This is a genomic window from Streptomyces sp. NPDC020747, from assembly GCF_044334695.1.
GTDB lineage: Bacteria > Actinomycetota > Actinomycetes > Streptomycetales > Streptomycetaceae > Streptomyces.
Genome location: NZ_JBIRTJ010000001.1, coordinates 830,694 through 857,146 on the forward strand (window position 1 = coordinate 830,694; position 26,453 = coordinate 857,146).

The 26,453-nt window shown below is 69.6% G+C and carries 17 protein-coding genes; 5 read left to right on the forward strand and 12 right to left on the reverse strand.

What is annotated here, in order from left to right; genetic code table 11:
• Positions 1-66: 66 nt before the first annotated feature.
• The 6 genes from ACH4YP_RS03390 to ACH4YP_RS03415 form a co-directional block, all read right to left on the reverse strand.
• Positions 67-2,496: a VWA domain-containing protein gene (locus ACH4YP_RS03390; RefSeq protein WP_361061584.1), complete on the reverse strand. Its 2,430-nt coding sequence runs from the start codon at positions 2,494-2,496 to the stop codon at positions 67-69.
• A 150-nt stretch (positions 2,497-2,646) separates the two neighbouring features.
• Entirely contained in the window at positions 2,647-3,132 is a 486-nt protein-coding gene (locus ACH4YP_RS03395) for a Pycsar system effector family protein (RefSeq protein ID WP_398489123.1), read from the reverse strand.
• The gene (locus tag ACH4YP_RS03400) at positions 3,126-4,310 is read right to left on the reverse strand and encodes a hypothetical protein (protein WP_361061588.1); all 1,185 of its coding nucleotides are present in this window, start codon (positions 4,308-4,310) and stop codon (positions 3,126-3,128) included. Before ACH4YP_RS03400 ends, ACH4YP_RS03395 begins: the two co-directional genes overlap by 7 nt.
• A complete protein-coding gene (locus tag ACH4YP_RS03405; protein ID WP_398489125.1) occupies positions 4,307-6,790 on the reverse strand; it encodes a hypothetical protein in 2,484 nt (827 codons plus the stop codon). Before ACH4YP_RS03405 ends, ACH4YP_RS03400 begins: the two co-directional genes overlap by 4 nt.
• Positions 6,783-7,550 (reverse strand): hypothetical protein, encoded by a 768-nt coding sequence (locus tag ACH4YP_RS03410; RefSeq protein WP_361061592.1) that lies wholly within the window; start codon positions 7,548-7,550, stop codon positions 6,783-6,785. Before ACH4YP_RS03410 ends, ACH4YP_RS03405 begins: the two co-directional genes overlap by 8 nt.
• Before the next feature lie 140 nt (positions 7,551-7,690).
• Complete coding sequence (locus ACH4YP_RS03415; RefSeq protein ID WP_361061594.1) at positions 7,691-8,413, reverse strand: Crp/Fnr family transcriptional regulator; 723 nt, start codon at positions 8,411-8,413, stop codon at positions 7,691-7,693.
• Positions 8,414-9,383: 970 nt separating this feature from the next.
• Between ACH4YP_RS03415 and ACH4YP_RS03420 the strand changes: the two genes are divergently transcribed.
• Positions 9,384-12,707 carry a type ISP restriction/modification enzyme gene (locus ACH4YP_RS03420; RefSeq protein ID WP_398489126.1) on the forward strand — a complete coding sequence of 1,108 codons (3,324 nt, stop codon included), beginning with the start codon at positions 9,384-9,386 and terminating at the stop codon, positions 12,705-12,707.
• 13 nt (positions 12,708-12,720) lie between these two features.
• Here ACH4YP_RS03420 and ACH4YP_RS03425 read toward each other — a convergent pair whose 3' ends face one another.
• From ACH4YP_RS03425 to ACH4YP_RS03440, 4 genes are all read right to left on the reverse strand, one after another.
• Positions 12,721-13,116, reverse strand: a complete 396-nt coding sequence (locus tag ACH4YP_RS03425) for a hypothetical protein (protein ID WP_361061598.1) — start codon at positions 13,114-13,116, stop codon at positions 12,721-12,723.
• 122 nt (positions 13,117-13,238) lie between these two features.
• Positions 13,239-14,912 (reverse strand): DUF262 domain-containing protein, encoded by a 1,674-nt coding sequence (locus ACH4YP_RS03430; RefSeq protein WP_398489127.1) that lies wholly within the window; start codon positions 14,910-14,912, stop codon positions 13,239-13,241.
• Positions 14,913-14,982: 70 nt separating this feature from the next.
• Positions 14,983-16,089 carry a fatty acid desaturase family protein gene (locus ACH4YP_RS03435; RefSeq protein WP_398489128.1) on the reverse strand — a complete coding sequence of 369 codons (1,107 nt, stop codon included), beginning with the start codon at positions 16,087-16,089 and terminating at the stop codon, positions 14,983-14,985.
• Between the two features lie 166 nt (positions 16,090-16,255).
• Positions 16,256-16,459, reverse strand: a complete 204-nt coding sequence (locus ACH4YP_RS03440; protein WP_361061604.1) for a cold-shock protein — start codon at positions 16,457-16,459, stop codon at positions 16,256-16,258.
• 505 nt (positions 16,460-16,964) lie between these two features.
• Here ACH4YP_RS03440 and ACH4YP_RS03445 point away from each other — a divergent pair.
• Both ACH4YP_RS03445 and ACH4YP_RS03450 read left to right on the forward strand, forming a co-directional pair.
• Positions 16,965-17,240: a hypothetical protein gene (locus ACH4YP_RS03445; protein ID WP_361061607.1), complete on the forward strand. Its 276-nt coding sequence runs from the start codon at positions 16,965-16,967 to the stop codon at positions 17,238-17,240.
• 113 nt (positions 17,241-17,353) lie between these two features.
• The gene (locus ACH4YP_RS03450) at positions 17,354-18,550 is read left to right on the forward strand and encodes a N(5)-(carboxyethyl)ornithine synthase (RefSeq protein WP_361061610.1); all 1,197 of its coding nucleotides are present in this window, start codon (positions 17,354-17,356) and stop codon (positions 18,548-18,550) included.
• Positions 18,551-18,586: 36 nt separating this feature from the next.
• Here ACH4YP_RS03450 and ACH4YP_RS03455 read toward each other — a convergent pair whose 3' ends face one another.
• Both ACH4YP_RS03455 and ACH4YP_RS03460 read right to left on the reverse strand, forming a co-directional pair.
• Positions 18,587-19,801, reverse strand: coding sequence for an LCP family protein (locus ACH4YP_RS03455; protein WP_361061613.1), 1,215 nt, complete (start codon positions 19,799-19,801; stop codon positions 18,587-18,589).
• 29 nt (positions 19,802-19,830) lie between these two features.
• A complete protein-coding gene (locus tag ACH4YP_RS03460) occupies positions 19,831-21,909 on the reverse strand; it encodes a glycosyltransferase (protein WP_398489130.1) in 2,079 nt (692 codons plus the stop codon).
• Positions 21,910-22,377: 468 nt separating this feature from the next.
• Between ACH4YP_RS03460 and ACH4YP_RS03465 the strand changes: the two genes are divergently transcribed.
• Both ACH4YP_RS03465 and ACH4YP_RS03470 read left to right on the forward strand, forming a co-directional pair.
• On the forward strand, positions 22,378-23,712 hold the full coding sequence (locus ACH4YP_RS03465) for an SWIM zinc finger family protein (RefSeq protein ID WP_398489131.1): 1,335 nt from the start codon (positions 22,378-22,380) through the stop codon (positions 23,710-23,712).
• Positions 23,709-26,396 carry a DUF6493 family protein gene (locus tag ACH4YP_RS03470; protein ID WP_398489132.1) on the forward strand — a complete coding sequence of 896 codons (2,688 nt, stop codon included), beginning with the start codon at positions 23,709-23,711 and terminating at the stop codon, positions 26,394-26,396. The genes ACH4YP_RS03465 and ACH4YP_RS03470 overlap by 4 nt, the downstream gene beginning before the upstream one ends.
• Positions 26,397-26,453 lie beyond the last annotated feature (57 nt).

Genomic DNA, 26,453 nt, shown 5'->3' on the forward strand with positions numbered 1-26,453 from the left:
CCTGTCTGAACACTGTCTGAACGGCGACTGTGGTCCGCCCCGGGAGTCCGGGGCGGACGTCTGGGGTCAGAGGAGCGGATCGAAGTCGTCGTCGAGGCCCGCGGACCCGGCGACTCCGGGCCGGGTCGCGGGGGTGGGCCTCACCCGGGTGCGGCGACCCAGGAGTCGCTGCAGCCACCCGCCGGGTCTGGGTCCCTGGGAGCCCCCGCCTTCGGCGAGCGAGAGGCGCAGTGTGCGGTCCTGGCCCGTGTCGAGCGTCACCGTCCGGCCCCGGGTGAGCGACTGCTCGCCCTCGCCGACCGTGCGGAGCAGGACACCGGCCCTCGGGTCGCGGCGCACCGCGTAGCCGCCGCCGGGCCCGGCGGCGAGCGTCGGGTGGTCGCCGGTCTTGTCGACGACCTTGAACTCGAACCAGCTGCCCTTGCTCGCCCGGCCGGCCGGCAGGGTGCTGAGCGAGGTGCCGTCGGGAAGGCTGAGTTCGAGCCGCAGGCCGCGTGCCGTGCGGTTCCAGATACGCAGGCGCAGCGCCAGGACGACTGCCGCGACGAGCAACAGCAGCACGGTGGCCCCCAGTCCGACCATGCCGCCGTGCTCGTCCATGAAGGTGGGCTTCGGCGTGACGGAGATCGACAGCGGGTTCTGGCCCAGCGGCCCGCCGCCCGCCGAGCGGTCGGTGACCGTGAGTGCGCCGCCGAGCCGGGTGGTCGTGGAGACGCCGGCCGCCTCGAAGGCACGGCTGTCGGCGACCTCCAGCTCCAGCGGGACCTTCCGTTCCTCGCCGGCCGCGAGTGACACCGACGACGGGTCCGCGGTCAGCAGACGGCCGGCGGTGTTCCGTACCGAAACCCGCAGGGTGTGCGCCTGTTTGCTGTTGTTGCGCAGTTCGAGCGTGCCGTGCAGGCTGCCGCCGGGGTGGGCCTTCGCACCGGTCAGAACGAGCCGGGAGGACACCAGGGGCTCACCGAGCGAGACCTGGCCGCCTTCGCTGCGGTCGGGGTCTGCTGCCAGCCCGATGGCGCTGAGGGTAGCCGTGGCCCGGATCGCGCCATCCGCCGTGGAGGGGATGGACGCGGTGCCGGTGAAGGCGCCGTCGCTGGCCTCGTCGTCGGGATCGGAGCCGTCGTCGGTGAGCTTCAGCGGCTGGTCGGTGAACCCGCTGCCCGCCAGAGCCGCCTTCACCCGCAGGCCCTTCAGGTCCTTGGGATCGGTGATCGCGGTGTCTTTCCTCGTCAGCAGTTGCAGCGTCACCTTCGCTGTGCCGCCCGGCTCCGGGTTGGGCGGGTCCAGAGTGATCGAGGTGCGCAGTTCGCCGTGCCACAGCACGCTCACGCTGGCCAACTGCTTGCGGTGCCCCGGAGGGGCGTCGATGCGCACGGACCAGTCGCCGGGGACGGGGTCGGTGAGCCGCAGCGACTCGACCGTCTCGTCCTGGCCGGCCAGGTCGTACTTGGAACCGTTGAAGGTGCCCGAGACGGGGGCGTCCGGCTTGAGCTGCTTGCCGTCGGGATCGGTGTAGGTCACGGTGACGGCTTTGTCGCCCTTGGACACCACGATGGCGCCGACGGTGGCGACCGCGGAGATGTGCACCTGCTGGGTGGTGGGCGGGTAGGCGCCCTCCGACGGCTTCTCGTGGTGCAGGCAGTGGGCCGAGGCGAAGGCCCGTTCGAGCGCCGCACCGACATCGGCGGAGCTGTCCACGTCCTGCGCGGCGGGTGCGGTGTTCTTGATGCCGGGGCAGGACTGCTGGTAGCCGCCGTCGGCCATCTGCCGCAGCGTCTTCTCGTTCACGTCGGAGCCGAAGCCGAGGGGCCAGATCTGTACACGGGCGGCCCTGGCCTCGTCGAGAGCCTTGCGGAGCTGGCGCCGCCCCTCCGCCTCGCGGTGCGGCTTGTCGCCGTACGAGCTGCTGTCCTCGACGTCCAGATAGCCGTCGGTGAGCATGAACAGCACTCGGGGAGTGTCGGCGGTCCCGTCCTTCAGGTCGGCGATGCCCTGCCGGATCGCGGCGGGGAAGTCGGTGCCGGTGCCGGTGCCGGCCTCGCGGATCTTGAGCTTCGCGGTGCAGGCGCCGACCTGGGCGCGTCCGATGGAGTCCAGCTTCAGCTGCGGGCACGGGGTGTCCACGGCGTGCTGCGGGGGTTCGTCGGCACTGGCGAAGCCGAAGATGTCGACGGTGGAGTCGGCCGACACGTCGCCGAGGGCGATCCGCTCGGCGGCGTCGCGCTCCTGGAGCATGTCCGCGTCGCTGAGACTCGCGGACTCGTCCACAGCGATCGCGAAGTCGATCGGGTCGATGGCGGCGGCGCTCGCGCCCTGCTCCGAGGTCGCGCCCGCGGGTTCGGCTGCGGTGAGCAGCGGGAGGCCTGCGGCCAGCAACGCCGAGACCAGCAGCGCGGCGAGGCGCGGGGTCGCTCGGCGCCTCGGCGGCGGTATCGCTGGTGACGGGCGTGCGGACCGCCCCGTGACGCGTCTGGACGCGTGGAACTCATGTGCCATGACTACCCCCTCGGCCCCCTAGGGCTCATTTAGATAGTTATCAGCCTTTGTCCCTGAAGAAGGACAAAAGAAAGAACAAAGCCAGAAAGAGAAAGGTTTTTGACGTACGGTCACATTCGACGTTCAGTCAGGCCACGCGCTCTTGGGTTGTCAGCCCGCGGCCAACCCGCATGCCGCCAGCACCGCCGCCGGCGTCAGCGCGCCGACCCCCCAGCGCAGCCATCGGTACTTCGCGGCCAGGATCACGCAGATGTCCAGGGTCTGGACCACCAGCCAGTGGACCGGGTCCCTGGCCGCCTCGCCCACCCGCACCGACAGCGCCTCGGGCCCGTCCCTGTGCAGGAAGTCCGCAAAGAACGTCAGCCCGGGGCCGGTCCGGCTGGTACCGAGCCTCGGCAGCACCACCATCACCAGACAGCCCACCCCGGCCAGCCAGAGCACCCCCGCCGAAGCCAGCAGCACCACCCCGGACCGGTCGAGGCCGGTCGGCCGCCAGCGACCGCCCAGCAGCAGGGCCGGCAGGGCCAGCGCGCCGGACAGCAGCACCGCGGCCTTGCTGTCAGCGCGGCCGACGTCCTCCCGCGCGGCCATGAGCAGCCGTTCGGCGACGTAGCGGTCGGCCGGTTCCACTACCACTCGAACTTCTTCCTGCGCTCCTCGCGGGAACGGGCCGACGACTGGGACGAGGACCCTTCCGCGCTGCCGGCCTCCCCGTCGGCCGGGCCCGTGCCCCAATCCGGCTCCGCGGCCGGGGGATCGTCGTGGGCGCGCTCCCCGCGCGCGGACCGCCAGTCGTCCGGATCGAAGGAATCGGCTGTCTCACCGATCCCGTTCCCCGGGCCGGAGTCCGGGGCCGAGAAATACGTCTCCTCCGGCTGGACCCGCTGGATCTCGATCCGCTCAGGCAGTTCCCGCCCGGGCTCGTCGGGCACCCGGCCACCGCTGAGCAGCATCCTGCGTACCTGGCGCTCGATGTCCGGGGACTGGATCACGCCCTCCGAGACCCACTGCATGACCCGGTCCAGCATCTCGGCCTGGTCGCTGCGCTTCTCCTGCCGCAGCGCCTCCAGGAAAGCGCCCGCGTTGGCGTCGTCCTGCGCCAGCATGTAGTTGATCTGCGCCCCCTGGCCGCCCGCCATCATCGCCCGGAAGAACTCCATGCGCAGCGTCAGCAGTTCGCTCTGGTGACGCTCCTTCAGCCGGGCGGTCTCCTGCTTCACCTTGACCTCGTGCTGCTCCCACCGCAGGTCACGATCCTGCTCTGCCTGCCGGACGGCCTTGTCGTCCACCGCCATGCGTACGAACACCTTGGTCCGCAGCCCCACATCGGCGCCCAGGTCCCGCCACTCCCCCGCTTCGAGATCGCTGTTCACCGCCTGGTTGGCGCGCTGGGCGTCCTCCACCACGAAACGCTCCGAGACCTGATGCAGACGCTTCTTGATCTGCGGGCCGAGCACCTCCGCGACGTCCACCAGGCGCTGGTCCACCACCCGGAAGTTGTCGATCACGATCCACTGCACATCGACCTGGGCCCGAAAGAACGCGGCGCCCCCCGCGGCCGGCAGTTCCAACTCGAAACTGGTGGTGTGCTGACCGCGCGCCACCTCGATCACGGTGTACGGCTTCGCCCCGAAGCGCTTGCCGAAGTGCTCCGTCCCCATGGCGGAGACCACGCTGTAGCCACCGCTGCGGTAGAACAGCACCGAGGTCAGCTGCGAACCGGGGTGCCGGAAGGTGCCGGCGGGGTCGTACTCGGTCTGGAAGGGTCCCCTGAGCTGCTCCGGAAGGATCAGCTCGCGACGGTCCATGTTCATACCCGCTCCCTCTCCCGGTCTGCCCGCGGCGCCGGCCCCGGCTCGACCGTCCGCCAGATACGTCGTGCCTGCTCGGTGGGGAGCGGGTCGTCCTCGTCCTCCACCATCCGGTTGATCAGCCAGCGCAACTGCTCCCGGTCCTCGCTGTCGTCCACCAGCAGCGGCAGCAGGTCGTCCAAGCCCGCGGACATCTCCTCGCCGTCCTCCTCCGCGGCCTGGCGTATCCAGGCGCTGAGCGAAGCGCCCACCGCCTCGCGCGAACGCAGCACCCGCAGGGCGTGCCACAGCAGGTCGGCGACCGGGACCGTGCGGCCCTCCCGCGCCACGGTCAACGCCAGGGCCAGCGGCCACTTCTGATACTCCGCCAGGTCGGGTGCGGCACTGTCGTCCCAGATGTCGCCGACTCTGGTGGCGGCCAGCCGGGCCACGCTGAGCAGCCCGAGATTCTGATCCTGGCGGTCCCTGCGGCGGCCCTGCACCCAGGTGGCGACGCGACGCAGCACCGTCATGTCGTCGGAGCCGGCGGCGAGTAGCACCGTGCTGTGCGACACGACGGACAGGTGCTCGCCGTCGTCCCGCGTCGCGATCCGGGCCAGCAGGTCCAGCGCGGAACCGACCGTCGTCGTGGCGTGCCCGTACCCCAGTGTCACCGCGGCGGTCCAGCGCAGTGGCGAGGACTCGGCCCCGGCCCACGCCCTGACCAGCGCCTGGATTCCTGCCCGATGCGAGTCGTGGCGGGCGGCCTGGTCCAGCGCGGCGGCGGCGAACATCCGGCGTCGGGCCCCGGACGCGGTGGCCATGGGGCGGATCAGCTGCTCGAATCCGTGCTCGAAGTCGTGGACGCACAGTTCCCCGGCGGCGACCGCCGCGCGAATCCGCACCTGCGGCCGGGGGTCGTCGGCGAACGAGCGGAGCCAGCGCACAACGGGAGCCCGGGCGGCGTGGTGCCGCGTCCAGACCTCCTTCAGCACGGCCGTGGGGAGTGCGCCGCCCCGGAATCGGACAGTGCGCACGGGCACGGGTACGTCGGCCACCAGGACGCGTCCCTCGGCGAGTGCCGCCCGGGACAGTCCCAACGCCACCGACTGGTCGTCGCAGAACAGAGGGCGCGCGGGTGCACGCTCCGGTTCACGGCTCACCGCGAGCTCCCAGGCCAGGGCGTGGGCGGTCTCGGCGACGATGCCGTGGGTCGAGCCGTTGAACACCGACAGGGCGATGCGGAAGGCCGCCGGGTACATCACGGCGGCGGCGGAGGGAACACCGGGGCTGTACTCACTGCCGATCTCCCGGTCCAGCCCCGTGAACCAGGCGTGGGCCTGGCGGTCGGCCAAGCCGCCGCACCCGGCCAGCAGGTCGTCCCGGGAGAGCCGGCCGAGAATGTGGCCGGCCAGCAGGTCGGCCAGTGTCTCGGCCTCCGCCGGTCGCAGTTCCTCCAGGCCGAGGGCGGTGCTGACGTCCGGCTCGTACGCGAGCTCAGTAGCCCGCCGCAGTGCGTCGGCGTGGCTGTCCGCTCCCGCTTCTGCGGACAACGACGCCAGATGCTCCTCCAGTCGGGAGGCCAGCAACTCGTCGGTGGGGGCGGCAGGGCAGAGCACGCCGTAGCGCCCGGACAGCAACGCGGTCGTGGCGGCACCTGAGGCGACGATCACGACGGCGTACGAGTTCCACGTTTTCAGCGCCGCCGCGAGCGCGTCGAGGTGGACCTCGGCCGGCATCAGGGTCCCGTCATTGCCCTCGGGGATCTCCAGGACGAATCCGTGGCCCGTCCCCCGTTCCTTCAGGTTGTCGGCGGTGAGTTCGGAAAGGACGGTGCGCGGGTCGAGGCGGGACACACGCGGCGCGAACGGGTCGGCCCGCGGTTTCTCAGGGTCCGGTGCAGTGGCGGTCACCTGGTCGAGCAGGACCAGCGCCGTGCACGTACGGCCGCTGCCCGGCGCCGCGACGAGCACCAGCAGCCGTCGGGCGCGCAGGGCCTGCTCCAGATCCCCGAAGCCCGCCGGCTCCTGGTACACCCGGCGCAGCCGCTCCAGCTCCTCCTCGGGAACCGGGCCGCTGAACACGGCCGTCGCCCGCAGCGACTCGAGACTGAGGTTGATGTCGCCGAAGTGTGCGGCGTGGAACTCCGGCCGGTGGAAGTTGTGCTGGTCACGGCGGATGTCGAAGGAGGCCCTGGCCGAGCGGTGCGCCTGGGCGGTGGCCGCCGCGTCCGCCGCGTCCCTCTCGCCCTCCTCACGGGGATCACTTCCCACCTCGCGGAACAGGCTTTCGGCGCGTTCGCGTTCCCTGAGCTCGCGCTCACGCTTCTCCTGATCGGCGCCGTCGTCCATGGATTCTTTGTCGTCTTTGGCGTCGGCGTCCTTGGCTCTGGCCTTCTGCGGGTCCCCGCGCCCCGGTTCCGCGCCGTTCTTCGGCGCAGGGCGCTCCGGCTCGGCCGGGCCGACGGCAGGCTCCCGGGCGCCGCCCGCGGCCTCGTCACTCATGGCCGGCCTCCCCGTGCGTGTCCCCGAAGTGCACGGGGGCCCGGTAGACCGGCTGGTTGTGGTTGTGCTGGTCGCGCCCGATGGTGACGTAGCCCGTGCCGGGCTCCGGCACATCGTCCGTGACGTCGTCGGCCGTACGGTCGGAGCTCTCACGGAGATCCGTGGCGGACGACTGCGCCCGGCCCAGCCCCGGAAGGTGGAACCACGCGGTGACGTCCCCCTCCTTGAGCCGCGCGGGGCCCGGCCGGTATGTCTCCGCACTGATCCCCCAGCCGCCAGGTCTCACCACGTCCTGGTACAGCGAGTCCGAGACGACGCAGATCAGGTCGGCCTCCACGGCGTCCATCAGACGTCTGGCCTCATCGCAGTCGGCCAGCCGGCACGCCAGGTCGACGGCGCGTCCGCTCACTCCCCGGGAATCCTCACGGACCGGGCCGACGTGCATGCCCACCCGTAACCCCAGCGGACGCGCCAGCCGCCGGTTGCTCGCCCGGAGCTGCTCGTGCACCTCCACGAGCCAGACGCCGAGCAGACCGGAGGGCGGCACACAGGCAGCGACCGTTGCCAGGATGCCGTCCCCCCGGTCCTCCATGTGGACAGAGCCACCCACCGCACCGGCTTTGAGGAACGCGGGTTCGACCACGTGGTAGAGCTGCTTGCGCAGCTCCGGTTTGTCGCCGTCGTCGTACTCGCCCGACCTCCGTGCGTCCACACTGATCACCAGCTGGTACGTCGCGGGCTTGATGTCGTCGTCACTCATAGCCGTCCCCCTGCGTGTGCCTCTGCGCCACTGCCATCAGCTTCTCTGTGTAAACCCGCGCCGTCTGTGACCGTTTACATGCCCTGAGCGGCCAGTCCGCGGATCGCGGTCCGCGTCGGCGCGCAGGCGGGCCCTCCTTGTTATCCGTCCTGCCCTTCCAGGCGGCCGTCCGAGGGGGCGGCGTACCCTCCGGCCAGCAGACGCAACAGATCTGTGTCGGTGATCTCCACCCGCCGCGTTCCAGTGCGGACGATCTTCTGGTTCCTGAGCAACCCGAGGGCTTTCGCGACCGCCTCGCGCGTCGCGCCGACCGCCGCCGCAAGGTCCTCCTGAGCCAGACTCACGCCCGGACAGGCGCTGGACCCCGACGCGGAGGGGCTCCCCTCGGCAAGTTCCAGCAGCCTGGCGGCGAGCCGCTGAAGCACTGTCAGCGACGCGAGAGACCGGCGTTCCCCGTCGGCACTGCGCAGTCGGGACGACAGCTGGCTCATCACGAGGCCGCTGGCGTGCGGGTTCTCGATCAGGAACCGGCGAAACCGATCGCCCGGAACCAGTAGTGTCTCGACGACGCCGAGCGCGGTCACGGTGGCACTGCGCGGTTGACTGTCCAGTGCGGCCATTTCCCCCAACAGCTCACCGGGACCACGCAGGCCTAGTGTCAGCCTGGCGGTGCCGCGTTGCGTCGCGGTGGACACCACCCCCCAGCCGCGCAGCACGACGAGCACATGCGTGCCGCGCTCGCCTTCCTGAAACAGGTGGTTCCCGGGCGGGAACACCTGCCTGCCGCCAAGGCCCATGAGCGACTCGCGCTCCGCTGACCTAAGGGCAGGAAGAAACGGCTGGCTGCGTTCGAGCAGTGCCATATCACCCCCCCACGTCAGCCCACCCCGGTCCGGTGCGGCTCACGTATCGAGGCGTACATTAGCCCCATCACGCACCACAGTTGGGATATTTCTCACTCTTGCCCGACTGTACGAATTTGTGACCGCATCGATCAGGTTCAGCCACCTGAGGCTCAGCCACCGTTGCTCGGCAAGCGCGTCCACGGCGTGGCTCACCCGACCGCCATTCATGCCTGACACCGGCTGGACTTGAAGTACTCACCGGCACCGCGCAGGCCCTCGCACAGGACGACAAACACGTGGCCCTGGCTCAGGACCTGCGATTTCCGGAGTCGTACGAGGTGCGCGAACGGCACGGCCGTGGCAAGGCGCTGCAGGTGAGCGGCGAACGCACCTCTGCGCCTACTGGACGGCCACCGATCGACAACGGGCGGAAGGTACGCGTACCAGCACGTCGTGGGCGACGAGGCACAGGGCTGCACCTCCGCCCAGTGGCGCCTGCCGCGTCCCGATGAGGCCGTGGGAATCGCGGTCTCGGATCGGTCGACGAAGATGCGCCAGAACTACCGCTCCATGCGCGAGACCCTCCTTGACTACCGCTCGGCACCGCGCACGACAACGGCCCCGAGGTACGGCGTCACAACAGTGGACACCGAGCTCGATGCGCTCGTTGCACGCGTAACCGGCTGGCCGGGGATCCCGGTCATGCGGCTGCGCGGCAACGCGGCGGCCGATCCGGTTGTCGTCGGCATCAGCACGATGCACTCCCTCAAGGGGCTTGCGGTACCGGTACGTCCAGCCCTCTATTGCTCGGCGCCGGGAAGTGAGCCGGGCGCACGCCGAGGGGCACAGGGCCAGACCGCGCGCCCACCGCAGCGCATATTCCTTTGGAAAGAGCTTGCAGCACCCCTGACTTTCCCCCGATGCCCCATGAAAATAAGGAAGTTGAGCCAACGACCATCGTCTACGACGGCCTCTTCCTGGGGAGCCCATGCAGAGAGACGAGTACGAGTGGCTGCGTTCTGCCATTGCACGCTTCGGCGCGTCGTGCAGGCAGAAGCTGTCGGGCGGCGGCAGTCCGGAGGCCTCAATACGCGGTCCGCTGGAAGTCCTGCTGCAGACCGTCGGCGAACACCACAAACAGCACGAGGTGACCTGGCACGACGAGTACGCCCTGCGGGACCTCGGAGTGCGCCCCGATTACGCGGTCCGGGCAGGGCAGGACATCATCGGTTACATCGAACTGAAACGCCCCGGCCTGTCCGTGGACCCGAATACCTTCGGCAAGAGCAACCGTCAACAGTGGGAGAAACTCCGGGACTTGCCCAACCTGCTGTACTCCAACGGGACGGAATGGCGTCTCTTCCGCGACGGCCGGCAAATCGGCGAGACGGTTCTCTTCGCGGGCCACCTCAAGAGCGCGGGTGACAAGCTGAGTGCAGCTGAACCGGCTGCCTTCGACACTCTGCTCAAGCAGTTCTTGATGTGGAAGCCCGAGCCCATCACGCAGGCGGCCCGCCTTGTGCAGCACGTGGCGCCGCTGTGCCGGCTGCTGCGAGCCGCGGTAGTGGAGCAACTGTCCGCCGAGGCCAGATCGTCGGCCCCGGACGACGACATGCGAGCGCGGCCCTTCACCGGACTCAAGAACGACTGGCGCAGGTACCTGTTCCCGTCGGCGGACGACGCCACCTTTGCTGACGGCTACGCCCAGACCGTCACCTTCGCTCTGCTGCTGGCGCGCACGGAGGACATCCCGCTGAAGCCCGACTCGTTCCATGAGATCGGCCGCGGCCTGGACGCCGACCATGCCCTCATGGGCAAGGCCCTCCAACTGCTCACGGACAACGTCAACGAACGCTTCACCGTGACCCTCGACCTACTGACCCGCACCATCGCCAAAGTGGTCTGGCCCGCCATCCGGAGCGGCAATCGGGATGCCTACCTCCATCTGTACGAACACTTCCTCACGGTCTACGACCCGATGCTTCGCCAGAAGAGCGGCTCGTACTACACGCCGCGCGAGGTCGTCGAGGAGATGGTCCGCCTCACCGAGGACGTACTCCGCACGCGGTTGGATCAGGAGTTGGGGTTCGCGGCGGAAGACGTACGAATCGTCGACCCTGCCATGGGTACCGGCACGTTCCTCCACACCATCATCGAGCGGGTGGCCGAGCAGGCTGTCGAGCGGCACGGCCCGGCGATGGCCCGTGACGCCATCTCCCGGCTCGCGTCCCGCCTGTTCGGCTTCGAGCTGCAGATGGGGCCCTTCGCGGTATCCGAGTTACGCGCGTCAGACCTGCTGAAGAAGTACAAGGTGCCGTTACCCCAGGGCGGCCTCAACCTCTTCGTCACGGACACCCTGGACAATCCTCATGTGGAGGAGGAGTACCTGGCCTCGACATACGGAGCCCTCTCCCTCTCACGCAAACGCGCCAACCAAGTCAAGGCGAACATCCCGGTCACCACCGTCACCGCGAACCCGCCCTACGACGACAAGGCGGAGGGCCGCGGCGGTTGGGTGGAGAAGCGGCCTGAGGGGAAAGAGCCGCCCATACTCGACGCCTTTCGGTACGAGGGCAACGGTCGCTATGAACACGTTCTCAAAAACATGTACGTGTACTTCTGGCGCTGGGCCACCTGGAAGGTCTTCGACGCCCACCCAGCCGACCGACACGGCGTGGTCTGTCTCATCACGCCATCGGGGTGGGCCACAGGACCCGGCGGCCGGGGCATGCGGGACTATCTGCGGCGGACCTGCGACGAAGGGTGGGTCATCAACCTCTCCCCCGAGGGCCAGCGGCCCGAGATCGCGACCCGGGTGTTCCCCGGTGTAGCCCAGCCACTCGCCATCTACATCTTCGTCCGTAGGGCGGGCATGGAACGCGGGCCGGGACACCGGGCCCACATCCACTACCGGGCCGTGACCGGGACACGCGCCGACAAGTTCAGGCAGCTCAAGCAGATCCGCCTCGATGACGACGAGTGGCGTGACACCCATACGCAGGGAACGCGCCCCCTGACTCCGACCACGGAGTCCGGCTGGGAGGACTTCCCCGAACTCAACGACCTGTTTCCCTGGGGCAGTCCGGGAACCAAACCGAATCGCTCCTGGGTGAGCGCGCCTTCGGCCGAGATCCTGCGCCGGAGGTGGGCCCGGCTCATTCGCGAGTCGGACCCGGCGCAGAAGGCCGTACTGTTCAAAGAGACGGACGACCGGAAACTCACAGACAGAAGACAGCCGTTACCGGGCACGGCTTCTCCGGCCCGCCCCCTCGCCGAGGAAACCCATACCTCCCCGCAACTCGTGCGCACAGCCCTGCGCAGCTTCGACCGCCAGTACCTCATCGCCGACAACCGCGTACTCGACCGCCCTCGCCCCGATCTCTGGGCATCCCAACAGGACGGTCAACTCTTTCTCAACCAGCAGTCGTCACATGAGATCAGCTCGGGTCCCGCAGTGGTGGCGACACATCTGATTCCCGATACGCACCACTTCAACGGCCGCGGCGGCCGGATCATGCCGTTGCTGCATCCCGATGGCACTCCCAATGCCCCTACCGGTCTCCTGTCACACCTCGCCCGGACTCTCGACCGCGCCAACGTCAGCCCGTACGACTTGGCGGTCTACACCCTCGCCGTTGCCGGGCACTCCGGTTTCACCGAGCGGTTCACGGAGGAACTGCTGACTCCTGGCGTACGCCTTCCCCTCACCCGCGTCGGCGAACTGTGGGAGAGGGCAGTGGCGCTCGGTCGCGAGCTGGTGTGGGCGTCCACCTTCGGCGAGCGGTGTGCGGATCCGGCGGCAGGACGTCCGGCCGAGGACATCGGGTTTGCCCTCGGTGACGTACGGCAGGTGAAGTACGTGACCCACATCGGCAATGTGCTCCCGGCTCGTATCCGCTACGAACCCGAGACCGAGACGCTGCACGTCGGTGACGGAGCATTCAGTCCGGTGCCCGAGGCTGTGTGGACGTACGACGTCGGTGGCATGGAGGTCGTCAAGAAGTGGTTCGGCTACCGCAAAGCGTCACCGAACAGCAAGAAGACCAGCCCGTTGGACGACATCCATGTCGAGAGCTGGCCTCCGGAATGGACCGGCGAGCTAATCGAGCTGCTCTCCGTGCTGCGGCGGCTCACCGATCTCGCTCCTGTTCAGGCCGACCTGCTCTCGGAGATCCTGGCCGGTCCGACCGTGACCGAGACAGACCTCAAGAGCGCGGGAGTCCTGCCGGTGCGCCCGGCGGCTCGCAAAGCGAGGCTGCGCGCGACCGGTGGACTGTTTCTCGATCCAGAAGCAGACGGCGACGGCGAATGAGGCGATCCCTGGTTCAGGTCTCCCTGTCCATGCTCGCAAGCGCCTGGTCCAGCGAGACTTCGCCCTGCGCCAGATGCCGCACGACGCGTGTAAGACGGGGATCGTCGTCCTCAACAGCTGTGACTAGCCGCACCACATCGGACAACAGGGACTCCGCGGCCTCGTGAAGCGCCCGATAGTGAATGGCTGCGCCCAGATCAGTGGCAGCCATCTCACCGTTCTCGCCCACGGCCAGCCCCAGAAAGGCGAGTTCCCGGGCATCCCGGAGAACCTCGCTCACATCCAGCTCTCGCGCGAGTATGACCATTTCCGCTGCTTCGCCTGCGACTGGATGCGGGAGTGGCTGAAGTACCAGCTCCGCCAGCAGGCGGCGCTGCGAATCGGTGAGCACGAAGCGCGGGAGCGGCATGAGCACATGCCTAGCACAGCGCTCGGCCGTGGCGTTCGGCGTCACAGGTCAGCCCGGCCAGCCCCGTCCAGAACTGGCCGTTTTCAGGGTCGCGACAGGGCGCGGCCCGCATACACCGGCTGTCACAAACGCCATTCCTCGGCCAGTATTTCCACGAGCTGCTGCTGCCTTGCCTGCAACAGGTCGGGGGTCCATTCGGTGTGCTGGAGCACTTGGCTCGTCAGCGCGAAGGGGACGACGCCGCCACGGCCGGTGAAGTACTTGGCCTTCTTCGCGGCGAAGTCGTAGTTCTGGGCCGCGGAGTTCTTCGAGCGGTTCAGGAGGACCAGATTTCCCAGCCGGTGCGTCCACTGGGCTCGCTCGTCCTCGTCGAAGAGGGCGGCCCACTGCGAATCGTGCTTCGGGTTCTGCGGGAGGACGTGTTCGACGGTGATGAGCGGATGGTCGTACGTCACGCCCTGCCCCCGGGCGAGCAGTTCGTCGAGCCGAAGCAGCACGTACTTGCGGATCCTGCTCACGAGATACAGGTCGCCGTTGAGCCTGGTGCGGGTCTCCGCCCGCTCCACGTCCGTCAGCTCGAACGCCGGGGAGTCGAGTCCCTGGCCGAGATCGAGCTGGCGGAGAAGCTCGGCATAGCGTGTGACCCGGGGTGTGGTGTAGACGCGTCGGATGAACATGCTGGCCGACAGCCGTTCCAGGGCCCGGAGGAATTGGTCCAACCATGCCGGGTCGCTCTCGTAATGCCGCAGGGCCCAGAGGGCGGCAGGCCGCCAGTCGTTGTTGTCGACCTGCTGCAGTCGCTCGAACCAGGCGTTGACCTTCTCCGCACCTGACGCTGCCTCGTAGGCGGTGTCGCGGATCTGCTCATAGGCGTCCGCGTACGGGCGGACGACGTCGTTGACGAATGCCTCGGCCTTGCCCGGCAGATACTGGTTGAGCACCTGTTCGGGGAACTCCTTGAGCAGTTCCTGTTCGGCGCGCTTCTTGGCGAAGATCATCCGAAGGTGCAGGAAGAGGTCGGCGAAGTCGTCCCGGCCCAGCGCTTCTTCGGCGTCCTCCCACCTGATGGCGCACTCGTCGGACGCCTCAGGCCCGAGATCACCGATGATCCGCGACTTGAAGATGTCCGTGGGCGACAGATCAAGCCCCCGGGAGTTCATGACACTGAAGATTCGATGCGCGCTGTCGAGGTCGGGAGTGCTGACGACAACCAGGTACGTTCGCTCTCCGAGCATCTGGACGAGACTGAGCCGACGGGCCTCCGACCAGCCGGCCAGTTGCCGGTGAATCGCAGCCGCATTACGGAGAACGGCCTTCTGCGCGTCTGTACGAAGCGTGTCCACATTCAACGCCAGGAGTGCGGCCATGGCCCCTTTCGTCTGCACGTACGTCGCGAAGAACTCGGCGTCGCGGTGGCGCAGGGTGAGGCGCGGCCTCGGAGCCAGCCCACGAATCCTGTTGCCCGGCTCCGTCACCAAACGGTCGAGGTCACCGCGGAGTTCGGGATCCTCGGCAAGATCGCGGAGCACGGACAACAGAATCGTCAAGGTGGTGAGACGCTGCTGACCGTCGATGACGTCGGCCTTCGGCGTCTCGCTTCCCTTCACAAGTACCACCGAGCCCAGGAAATACGGCTCCTCGGTCCCGCGGTCAAGTGCCTCCACAACGTCGGTCAACAGCTGGACCGCCTGCTCCTCCTCCCAGGCGTAGGGGCGCTGGTAGTCCGGGATCTCGAAGTCGTAGTCGCTGCTGAAGACCTTGTGCAGGGGCATCTCGTGCGCCTCGAGCTTTTGCATGCCCCAATGATGGCGAGTGCGTTGTCACCGGGTGCGGGATTGCCGGATCGTGAACGCGACGGACAGGTACTCAGTACTCCAGCTCGGGACGCACCCGCAGCCGCAGCGGCCCGGCGACATCGTGGAGGTGCCTCAGCACCTGGCCGTAGGAGTCGAGGAGACCGGTCTCGTGGTACGCGACGCCGTGGCGGGCGCAGTACGTGCGTACGAGTTCCTGGGCGTGGCGCAGGCTGGGGCGCGGCATGGAGGGGAACAGGTGGTGCTCGATCTGGTAGTTGAGCCCGCCGAGCGCGAAGTCGGTGAAGCGGTGGCCGCGGATGTTCCGTGAGGTCAGCACCTGCCGACGCAGGAAGTCGATCTTGTCGTCCTTGGCGAAGATTGGCATGCCCTTGTGGTTCGGGGCGAAGGAGCAGCCCATGTAGAGCCCGAACAGCCCTTGGTGCACAAGGAGGAAGACCATGGCCTGGAGCGGGGACAGGACCAGGAACAGGGCGGCGAGATAGCCGCCGAGATGCGCCGCCAGCAGGCCTGCCTCGGCGAGCCTGGTCCTCCGTGAGGTCGCCGTGCGGGTGCGGTCGAACACCGCCCGTACGCCGGCGACGTGCAGGGCGAAGCCCTCCAGGAGCAGCATCGGGAAGAACAGCCAGGCCTGGTGACGGGCCAGCCACGCGTACGCCCCGCTGCGGACGCGGGCGTGGTCCTCGGTGAACGCGATCGCGCCCTCGGCGATGTCGGGGTCGCGGTCGACGTGGTTGGGGTGGGAGTGGTGCCGGTTGTGCTTGGCGATCCACCAGCCGTAGCTGAGACCGATCAGCAGATCGACGTGGAGGCGGCCGAGGAGCGTGTTGACGCGCTTGGAGGAGGCGATCTGGTGATGTCCGGCGTCGTGTCCGATGAACCCCGTCTGGGTGAACATCACCGCGAGGAACGCGGCGGTCAGCAACTGCCACCACGACGGCCCGATCAGGGCGAACGCGGTCCAGCCTGCGGCCAGCAGAAGGAGGTTCCCGCCGACCTTGACGCTGTAGTAGCCGGTGCGTCGCTTGAGCAGCCCGCGCTGCCTCACCTCACGGGACAGCGCGGCGTAGTCGCTGCCCCGGGCGCCGGGCGGGGGTTTCGTCGTCTGGGCGTGCAGGGCCGTCGGATCGGTGCCCCGGTTGATGAAATCAGTGCTCACGGCTTTCCTTTCGGGACGCGCGGGCCGATTCCACCGGCGCGGGGGCAGGGCGCCGAACGCGGGAAGCCCGTACGGAAGCAGCTGGATACGGAGAGGTGCGGAGAGACGCAGACGGATGCCGCACGGGACAGGCCCGCAGGTGCGGGCCTGTCCTGACGAGATGTCCTCAGAGCGCGCGGACCTGGTCGGCCTGCATGCCCTTGGGGCCCTGGCTCGCGGTGAACTCCACGCGCTGGCTCTCTGCCAGGGAGCGGAAGCCGTCGGCGTCGATCGCCGAGTGGTGCACGAAGATGTCGACGCCGTCCTCATCGGAGGTGATGAAGCCGAAGCCCTTCTCCGCGTTGAACCACTTCACGGTGCCTTGAGCCATGTGATGTCTCCTTCGAGATGACGAGCCGTTCGGGAGAGCCGCGCGCTCGCGCGGTCCCGGGATGTTGGTCGTCAGCGCTGTCGGTCGTCAGCCGTCGAAGAAAACACCCGAAACGACGAAACGCCCGCTGCCGGAACTCCGCGGGCGCTTCCACGTTCGCAAACTTCAACCACAACCGTTCCCTACAACGTCCGGGATGTCGGCAACGTTCCCGGGGTGTGGGATCCGGCACGTGGCGGGTCCGGAGGGGAGTACGGTTGGAAGCACCGAGCGCACCTCGCATGCCGTCATCCGTTTCGGCGTCGCCCTCGGGGAACGGCACAGGCCGGCGCACCTCGGATCCGGCCGGAAATGGGCCGCACATGCCTTCTGGCTCGTACCGTCTCGCCTCCTTCCGCATCCGTTCCCGCGCAGCGCGGTAGCGAATCTTCTGCCCACCGGGATGCTTCCGACGCATTCCGGCGTCCCGCGCACGGCTTCGAACCGATCAAGAGGATGCGGACACATGTATTCACAGGACTCGATCTCCGGCCACCGCCGCGGCCGCCCCGAGCCGACCGCCGAGATGCTCTCCGGGCTGGCCTGCCTCATCTGTGGCACCGACTACCGCAACACGCCCGACCCGGAGGCGGTGGTGGTCTCCCACCGCGACGGCAAGCAGCTGCTCGCCTGCCACGGTACGTGCGCACGCATGGCGTGCGGGTCGGTGAACGGTCTTGCCGAGACACCGCTCCCGCTGACCGAGCGCGTCCGCGGGCACCGGCCCGGCGCCGCCTCCTGACCGGAGATCCATCCGGACAGCCGGCACGCACAACGCGCCACACAGCACACAGCACGACGAGAACGACCTGGCGCGAACGCCATGACACGAACGAAATGATGATGAGGAAGCGCATGAGCCTGCTGAGTCTCGGAGTACTCGCCTCCTCCCACAAGGAAAACGAGTTCCGCCTCCCGCTGCACCCGGCCCACCTCGGCCGGATCGCACCCGACGTACGCGAGAAGATCTTCCTCGAACAGGGCTACGGCGAACGGTTCGGCGTCGCGGACGATGCGCTGCGGCGGCAAGTGGCCGGCCTGCGCTCGCGCGAGGAACTTCTCGACGAGTGCGATGTGCTGCTGCTGCCCAAACCCATGCACGACGACGTCGCCGCACTGCGCCAGGGCCAGGTGCTGTGGGGATGGCCGCACTGCGTACAGGACGAGACGATGACCCAGCTCGGCATCGACCGCCAGCTGACCCTCATCGCCTGGGAGGCCATGAACCACTGGACGTCCACGGGCGCCTTCAGTGTCCATGTGTTCCACAAGAACAACGAGCTGGCGGGCTACTGCTCGGTGCTGCACGCCCTGCAGCTCGGCGGGCTGACCGGCAGCTACGGACGCCGTATGCGCGCGGTGGTCATCAGCTTCGGCGCCACGGCGCGCGGAGCGGTGACGGGTCTGGGCGCCATGGGGGTCTCCGACGTCACGGTGCTCACCCAGCGCGCCGCGGCCGCGGTGGCCTCGCCGATGCCGTCCGTGGTGATGGGCCACTTCGAGGAGCGGCCGGACGATCCCTCGCGACTGCAGGCACTCACCGGGCTCGGCCCCGTACCGCTCGCGGAGTACCTGGCCGGCTTCGACATCATCGTCAACTGCATCCGGCAGGACACCGACGCGCCGCTGACCTTCGTCACCGACGAGGAGCTCGCCCTGTTCAAGCCGGGGACCTTCTTCGTCGACGTCGCCTGCGACGAGGGCATGGGCTTCACCTGGGCCCGCCCGACGACCTTCGGCGATCCGATGCCCACGGTCGGTCCCGGCTGCCACTACTACGGGGTGGACCACAGCCCCTCCCATCTGTGGAACTCGGCCACGTGGGAGATCAGTGAGGCGCTGCTCCCCTATCTGCGCAAGGTGATGAGCGGCCCCGCGGCATGGGACGCCGACGCCACGATCAGCAACGCCATCGAGATCCGCGACGGCGTCGTCATGAACCCGAAGATCCTCTCGTTCCAGCACCGGGCGGCCGACTTCCCGCACACCCGCGGGATGCCGGACCCGGCGGTTCTCACCCCGGCGCTGCACTCCTCCGCGCAGCCGGTCTGACGCACCTGAGGTCCGACGCGCTCCGGCCCGGCAGGGTCACTTCCCGGGCGGGAGCGTCGTCACCGGCCGGTCGTCCCGCAGTTCCGCGAAGAGCTGCCGTGCCCGGCGGTCGTCCCACTTCACGGCGCTGCCCTTGGTGGTGGCGAAGCCGGGGTCGGACACGGGCACGTTGATCTGCCTGCCGTTGCCCGCCGAGACGCTCCGCATCGCCTGGAACAGCGACATGAGGTCCCGTAGGCCCGTGTCCTGGTCGACCACGAGCGTGTCGAGGCCCGCGCCGAGTGTCGGGAAGGACCTGGCGGGGTTGAGGAGCGTGCCGGGGGTGACCGCCTTCTTGGCGAGCGCGGTCAGGAACTTCTGCTGGTTGCGGGTGCGGCCCAGGTCGCCCTCGGCCTCCTGCTTGCGCTGCCGGACGAACGCCAGCGCCTCGGCGCCGTCGAGGGTCTGGCAGCCCTGGCGCAGGTCCGCGCCGGACTTCTCGTCCTTGACGGCGCGGTCCAGGCACATGTCCACTCCGCCGACCGCGTCCACCACCCCGACGAAGCCCGCGAAGCCGATCTCCGCGTAGTGGTCGATGTGCAGCCCGGTGTTGCGTTCCACGGCCCGTACGAGCAGGTCGGGGCCGCCCAGCGAGAACGCGGCGTTCAGCTTGTTCGGCTCGGCGCGGTAGCTCCTGCCGGTCTCGGGGCGGACGTACGGCGGAACCGTCACCCACGAGTCGCGCGGCAGACTCATCATCGTGGTGCCGTTCGCGCCGGTGTGCAGCAGGATCATCGAGTCGGTGCGACGGCCCTCCGCCGAGCCGGTGCGCAGGCTTTTCCTGGCCTGCTCGGACAGCCCGGCGCGGCTGTCGGAGCCCACGATCAGGTAGTTGGTGCCCTTTCCCCCCTGCGGGCGGTCCGGCAGCGCGCCGAGGTCGACCTCCTGGTCGAGCTTGGTGTCGGCCCACACATACGTCCCGGCGGCGGAGGCCACCAGCGCGACGACCAGGAGGATCGCGAGCCGCGTGACCTTGCGGCGCCGGCTGGGGGGCGGCTTGGGAGACCTGCCGCCTCCCGCGTCCCCCGGCGGCCGGCGTCCGTGCCCGGTGCGACCCGGGGTGGCGGGCGAGGGCATGCCCGGCAGTGGTGCCGTACGGGTCGAGGGCGAGGACGCGTTCCCGCGTGCCACCCGGCCCGTGACGCCGCTGGGAGGCTGTGCCGCACCACCGCTCCGGTCATAGCCCACCGGCAGGTCGGTCCCTTCGCTCATCGCCCTGTCCAGTCCCTCACCACATGGGGTCATCTCGTCGGCACGCTCTTATACGGCGTCGGACCCTCGATCTGTTCAGCCGCCGTGCCGGAACGCTTCATGCGCTGCCACTTCAGCCGGCTGCCGAGGAGCACCGCGACCACGGACTGGATGACGACCAGGTACATCAGCTGCCGGTAGACGACGAGTTGGAACGGCATCCACCACAGGGTCCGTACGCGCTCCCCGTCGAGCTTCAACGCGTAACCGGCGCAGAGCAGTTGGACGGCCATGAAGCCGAACCACACCCCGGCCGACGTGAGCGGGTCGAGGAACAGCACGCCGTACAGGGCGAACACGTCGATGACGGGCGCGAGGAGTGGCAGGGCGACCTGGAAGAGCGCGAGGTAGGTGAGTCCGCGGCGGCCGAAGCGTCCCGCGACGCCCATCTCCCGGACGGCACCGCGGTGCTTCCACATCGACTGGATCGTGCCGAAGCACCAGCGGTAGCGCTGACGCCACAACTGCCGCAGCGAGGTGGGTACTTCGGTCCAGGCGACGGCGGACTCCTCGTAGAGCACCCGCCAGCCGGCCCGCCACAGGGCCATCGTGAGGTCGGTGTCCTCGGCGAGGGTGTCGTCGCTGACCCCGCCGACGCCGACGACCGCGTCCCGGCGGAACGCCCCGATGGCGCCGGGAACGGTGGTCATGCACTCCAGCACCTCGAACATCCGGCGGTCGAGGTTGAAGCCGAAGCAGTACTCCAGGTGCTGCCACTTGGCGAGCAGGCCCCGTCGGTTGCCGACCTTGGTGTTGCCGCTGACCGCGCCCACGGCGGGGTGCGCGAGCGGCTGGACCAGGTGGTGGATGGCGTCCGGTTCGAAGACGGTGTCGGCGTCGACCATCACCAGGATGTCGTGACTCGCGTGCCCCAGACCGGTGTTGAGGGCCTCGGCCTTGCCTCCGTTGGGCTTGCGGACCACCAGCACGCGCGGATCCTCGATGCCTTCGGCGAGTTCCGCCGTACGGTCCGTCGAGCCGTCGTCGATGACGATGATCTCCAGCTGGGGGTAGTCGGAGGCGAGCAGGGAGTGGACGGTGGACTCGATCCCGGCCTCTTCGTTGTAGGCGGGCACGAGCACCGTCACGGGTTCGGCGACCTCCTGCAGCCAGGGCGCGCCGGGCCTGGAGCGTTCGAGCCGGCGGACGTGCGCCCGGGCGAAGAAGACGAGCAGCACCAGCCGCAGCACCCCGAGGGCCCCCGCGATACCGAGCACCCAGGTCATCGCGTTCGAGAACGCGCGCCCCAGGGTGGTGGCCCAGACGAGGGCGGTGCCGCGCCAGCGCTCGAAGGCCGAGACCGGCTCGTACGGGGTCAGCCGGAGGCCGGCCGAGACGGTGGTGAAGCGGTCGACGCCCGGGTTCTTGAGCAGCTTCTCCGTCTCCCGGTACGCGGTCGCGGTCTGGCTGAGCTGCCGGACCAGGCCCTGGGCCGGTTTCCGGGACCCCTTGTCGGCGGCGACGAGGACGTATCCCTGGGCGGCGGCGCGGCGCGCGGCGGTCCACTCACGGCCGCAGAGGGTGTCCGGCGAGGTGGTCCGCGGCATCCGCAGCAGATTGGTGCGGATGCCGGTGGTGCCCGCCAACGCGGCCTGGGTCAGGTCCAGTTCGGCGGAGAATCGGGCGGACGACGCCTCGCCGAGGGCGCCCCCGGTGTAGGTGTTCGAGCCGATCTCGTGCCCCTCGGCGCGGATCCGTCGCACCAGGTCCGGATGGCGGGTCGCCTGGGAGCCGAAGAGGAAGAAGGTGGCGCGCGCCCGGTGCTGTTTCAGCAGGTCGAGCAGGCGTGGGGTCCACACGGGGTCGGGGCCGCCGTCGAAGGTGAGCGCGACGGTGCGGGCGGGCATCGAGGCGGTCTGTATCCCGTTGCCGTTGATCCCCACCACGGGACCGCCGCCGGCCACGGCATCGGGCGCGGGTGAGGTGCAGGCGGACCGCGTCGTCGCGTCGTCCACCTCGTGGTTGGTCCAGCCCTCGAAGAGCAGGGCCGCGAACATCGCGGGCAGGACGAGGATCAGTAGCAGCCAGTGTGCGCGCGGGTCGCGGGACTGCTTGTGCCGAGCCTTCACGGGCCGTCGTCCCCCCTCTCGGCGACTATGCGGTACGGCTCCCGCGTGGTGTGTTCGGCGTGGTCCGCGGACAGGCCGAGGCGCGTCCGGCCGCCTCGTGGGTCCGGGTGCCGGGTCGTTCTTCTCCAGCCGTGAACGTCGGCGCGCGATGCGCGAGGGGATGTCGTCTTCCACTGCCGGATGGGGCTGGCGCTACGCATGGGGCGCGAGTCTAGCCACAGCTTTGCGACTGCACGTCCGCAACAGCGAGCCTCACAGAAAAGCGGCGAATCCTGTCACGCCCGTGAGTGCGCGGCACCCGGTCCTCGTCAAGGGGCAAGCGGGGCAAGCGTTTTCGGGGCGCCGAGGCGTCGGGCCGCGGCCGAGGCGGCGAACCGTGGTGCCGCGGGCGCTCCTGTCAGTGGTCGGCCTTAGCGTGGCCGCGTGACATCACTCATACATTCGTACACCTACTTACAACCCTCGGCCGTGAGCGAGTCCTCGGCCGGACGCACCCTCGCGCTGGAGACCTCGGGCGGCGCGACCCCGGTCGGCGAGGTCGCCAACCCGCGGTTCTTCCACGGGTTCCTGACCGCGCCGGCCGCCGCCGCGGCTGCGATGCTGACGGTCGCCGACGTGGCCGCCACCCGCTACCACCAGCCGGCGGCGTCCGCCTCGCTGGACCCGGTGGTGACGGCCGACGGGGACCGCCTGCGGATGGAGTCCTTCTCCGGCTGCTGCGGGGTGTACGCGCGCCTCGACGTGCTGGCGCCCGGCCTCGACGGTGACGACGTCGGCCACGGCACCACCAACGTCGACATCAACTCCCCGCTCCGCAGGGCCCTCGCCAGGATCGGCGGACTCGACCCCCTGCAACTGACCGTCGGACCCGGCGAGTTGGCGGTCACGACCTTCGACGGACGGTACGTGGAGAAGCGAGTCCCGCTGCCCGAACGCTGGTTGCGAGGCTTCGCCGAGGCACAGGTGCTCGCGGCGGGCTTCACCCTGCGTGCCGAGATCCCGGCCACGGAGGCGTCCGCCTTCCTGCGGACACTGCCACGCCCCACCCTCCGGTCCGGTGCCCGTACGACGCGCTGGGCGGTGCCCGTGGGCGGCCGCACCCTGCGCCCCACGAGCAGGCCGTCGCCGGACGCCGTGTGCCTGCCCGGCCCCGAACGACTGCCGGCGCTCCAGCAGGTGCTGCGGCACGCGACGACCGTGCGGGTGTACGCCCCGGTCCGCGCGGAGTCCGACGTGGCCGCCGTCGGCTGGGAGGTCCAACTGCCGGGCATGCGGCTGACGTTGATGCTCTCCCAGAACGCCTCGCGGGGGTTCTCCGGCGAGGGCGGCGTACTGCACGATCTCGCCACGGGAACGGCGGCGGCCGACGCGGACCTGGTCTCGGCGCTGCTGGCCTGGGAGCCGAGGATCGACGTGGCCGAGCTGTCCCGGCAGGCCGGCCTGCCCGCCGAGCGGGTGCGCGCCGCGCTGACGGTGCTGGGGACCTCCGGACAGCTCGGTTACGACCTCGCGGAGGAGGCTCACTTCCACCGGCACCTGCCGCTCTCGGCGGGCGGTGCGGAGGCACGCAATCCCCGGCTGCGTGGTGCGCGGGCGCTGGTCGCGGAGGGTACGGTCCGCCTCGACGGCGCCCTGGCACGGGTCGGGAAGGGCGACCACGTCCATGTGGTCCGAGCCGACGACGCGGGGCGGCTGAGCTGCACCTGTCTGTGGTGGGCGAAGTACCGGGGCGGACGCGGCCCGTGCAAGCACGCGCTCGCGGTGAGCATGGTCAGGGACACGACGACGAAGGCGGCACGATGAAGCTGGTCGAGCTTGTGGAGGCCGGCGACGTCGCCGGAGTGGTCCGGGAACTGGGCGAGTTGACGCCCGATCAGCGGGCGGCGTGCGCAGCCGAGTTGGCGTCCCACCGCGAGGCGATCGCCCGGCGGGAGAACACCGCGGAGACGATCGCCGCCCTGTTCGCCGCCCAACTGGGGTGTCAGGTCACTCCCGAGGCCACGGCGGCCTGGCTCCTGACGTACCGGTACTTCAGGGTGGACACCTGGACGGTGGAGGTCCTGAACCTGTACCCCGCGGCATGGCGGACCGAGTTGGTCGCGGTGCTCGGCGAACACGCGGCGGTCTCGGCCACGGTGTTCACGATCACCGAACACCTCGTCCGCGACACCGGTTGTCCTATGCCGACCTCCCTCGAGATCACCCTGGCTTGGCTGGTCGACCGCTACGACAACCGGGAGCGGCCCCCGCAGCTGCTGGGCGGAGCGCCGGGTGCCGATCTCCTGGAGCGGCTGCGCGCGGACGACTTCACACCGAAGCTCCTTCCGTCGGCCGTGGCGCGACCGGGGCGTTTCGTGTTCAGTCGGGTGGAGTGGCTGCAGAAAGCGGTCATCAGCCTCGCCGCCGAAGGCATCGTCGACCGTGGGGAACTGATCCACAACCTCTTCGCGGACATGGTCAGTGATCCGCCGTGGGGGCACCATGCGGCGATCGTGCTGGAGGCGCTCGCGCTCACCCCGGCCGAACACGCCGGGGTGGCCCGGGATCGCGCCACTCTGGTCGAACGTCCTCTGGAGCGTCTGCTTGAGGACGGCACGCGCAAGGAGACCGCCCCGTTCCTGGCGTTCCTGCGGGCCCTGGCCCCCACACCGGACGAGGAGGCGCTCGTGGTGAGGGACTACCTGGCGCTGCTCGACCGGTCGCTGCCGGTCGCCACGTACGCCCAGGAGGTCCTGACCGGGCTGGACGAAGCGGGGCTGCTGGAGCCCGAGTTGCTCACCGAGGCGTGCGAACGGGTCCTGCTCCGACCGGAGAAGAAGCTGGTGCGCGCCCAACTCGCCTGGCTAGGCCGGGTGGCGCGGCGGGAACCGGCGCGGGCGGGCCGGGCCCTGGCCGACGCGGCGATCACGTTCGGCCACCGCGAGATGACACTGCAGGAGCAGGCACTCAAACTGGTCGCGAAGCATCTCAAGGCCGCGGACGACTCGGTACTGACAGAGCTGCGGACCGCCGCCGAGCAGCTGAGCCCGGGGCTCTCGGCGCGGGCCGCCGAACTGTTCGGCACGGCCGAAGCGCTCGGCACGGCCGAGGACGCCGCCACCGGGCAGCCGTACGCCGACGTACTGCCCGCCGTGCCCGAACCACGCCCGGTGCCGGGCCCCATCGCGACCGCCGCCGAGGTGGTGCAGGAGGTCGCGGCGGTCGTCGCGAACGACAGGGACGTGGTGGCGTTCGAGCGCGCCCTGGACGGACTGGTCCGCCACGCCCATCTCGACCGGACCGCGCTGGCCGAGGCGCTGAAGCCGGTCATGCGCAGGGAACCGAAGAGCAGGGTCGACTGGGTGCAGTCCGACCTCTACGACGTGGCGGGGGCGGTACGCGGCGACGAGCCGAGGCCACGGGCCGTCCTGATGCACCGGGCCGTCCACATCAACCGGACCACCCCGAGCCGCAGTCACTCACTGGCCGGCTCGATGCTCGCGGCACGTCTGACCGAGGCGATGGACGTCATCGAGTCCGGCACCCAGCCGTTCCTGCTGGCCGTGCCGACCCTCGCCACCGGCGCGCTGGACGCCGCCGTACTGGTGGAGCGGGTCTCGGCGCTCGACGGACTCGGCGTCACCCCCGCGCCCGTCGACCTGGCACAGGCTCTGCTGCGGGTCACCCCGACCGCGGACCAACAGGTGCTGCGCGCGGCGGAGAAGCTCGGTTCCGACGCCGGACGGCGGCTGGCGCGCTGGCTGCGCGAGGGCGGCCCGGCGCACCAGGACTCGGAGCCGAAGGGGTGGCCCCACTGCAAGCCGCCGAAGCCCGCGTCGCAGGGGTGGTGGACACCGGCACGCCCCGGGGTCGTCATGGATCCCCCGCTCCCGCAGGTCGCCGCGTCCCTGATCGGGCCGTACGTCGGCAACCAGGGCCTGGCCGACCCGATGGCACCCTTCTGGGTGGCCCAACTGCCGCATCACCGCGAGGAGTTGATGGCACGCGACTACTTCGAGCCGCGCATGTCCCAGCAGGGGTGGCCCCGTAACCTGCCGTTCGTCGTGGAGTCCGGCGGTCCGGCGGGCTACTCGGTGCACCTCGCGCTGGCGCTCGGGCTGATCTGGCAGACGGACGGCGACGCGGTGGTGGACGCCGTGCTGGTACTCGCCGCACGGAAGCAGTTGGACACGGACCTGCTCGGACGGCAGTTGGAGGCGCTGCTGAACCGCGGGTGGGCCTTCGCGGACAAGGCAAGCGGCTCGCTGCGGACCGCCGCCGAGACGGGTGCGTACGCCACCGTGTGGTCCGTACTCGAAGCCGCTCTGCCCGGCCTGTTGGGCGACACCCCGGTCCGGGGCGCGGCGACCATGCTCGCACTCGCCGTCGAATGCGCTTCCCGCTCCGGGGCCAAAGGCGAGATCCCCGAGGTCACGGCACTGGCCGACCGCAAGGGATCGAGCCAGGCTCTGAAGAACGCCAGGCTGCTGCGCGACACGTTGCGCTGACGGGGACGCCGGTACCCCCGGCGGGTCCCGCGGATCCGGCGGAGTGACGGCCCCGCC

Excerpts from the sequence above, each read along its gene's own strand:
- ACH4YP_RS03455 (WP_361061613.1), bottom strand. The coding sequence starts at position 19,801 with ATGAGCGAAGGGACCGACCTGCCGGTGGGCTATGACCGGAGCGGTGGT.
- ACH4YP_RS03420 (WP_398489126.1), top strand. The coding sequence starts at position 9,384 with ATGCAGAGAGACGAGTACGAGTGGCTGCGTTCTGCCATTGCACGCTTC.
- ACH4YP_RS03470 (WP_398489132.1), top strand. The coding sequence starts at position 23,709 with ATGAAGCTGGTCGAGCTTGTGGAGGCCGGCGACGTCGCCGGAGTGGTC.
- ACH4YP_RS03440 (WP_361061604.1), bottom strand. The coding sequence starts at position 16,459 with ATGGCTCAAGGCACCGTGAAGTGGTTCAACGCGGAGAAGGGCTTCGGC.
- ACH4YP_RS03400 (WP_361061588.1), bottom strand. The coding sequence starts at position 4,310 with ATGAACATGGACCGTCGCGAGCTGATCCTTCCGGAGCAGCTCAGGGGA.
- ACH4YP_RS03445 (WP_361061607.1), top strand. The coding sequence starts at position 16,965 with ATGTATTCACAGGACTCGATCTCCGGCCACCGCCGCGGCCGCCCCGAG.
- ACH4YP_RS03410 (WP_361061592.1), bottom strand. The coding sequence starts at position 7,550 with ATGAGTGACGACGACATCAAGCCCGCGACGTACCAGCTGGTGATCAGT.
- ACH4YP_RS03425 (WP_361061598.1), bottom strand. The coding sequence starts at position 13,116 with ATGCCGCTCCCGCGCTTCGTGCTCACCGATTCGCAGCGCCGCCTGCTG.
- ACH4YP_RS03405 (WP_398489125.1), bottom strand. The coding sequence starts at position 6,790 with ATGAGTGACGAGGCCGCGGGCGGCGCCCGGGAGCCTGCCGTCGGCCCG.
- ACH4YP_RS03450 (WP_361061610.1), top strand. The coding sequence starts at position 17,354 with ATGAGCCTGCTGAGTCTCGGAGTACTCGCCTCCTCCCACAAGGAAAAC.
- ACH4YP_RS03430 (WP_398489127.1), bottom strand. The coding sequence starts at position 14,912 with ATGCAAAAGCTCGAGGCGCACGAGATGCCCCTGCACAAGGTCTTCAGC.
- ACH4YP_RS03415 (WP_361061594.1), bottom strand. The coding sequence starts at position 8,413 with ATGGCACTGCTCGAACGCAGCCAGCCGTTTCTTCCTGCCCTTAGGTCA.
- ACH4YP_RS03390 (WP_361061584.1), bottom strand. The coding sequence starts at position 2,496 with ATGGCACATGAGTTCCACGCGTCCAGACGCGTCACGGGGCGGTCCGCA.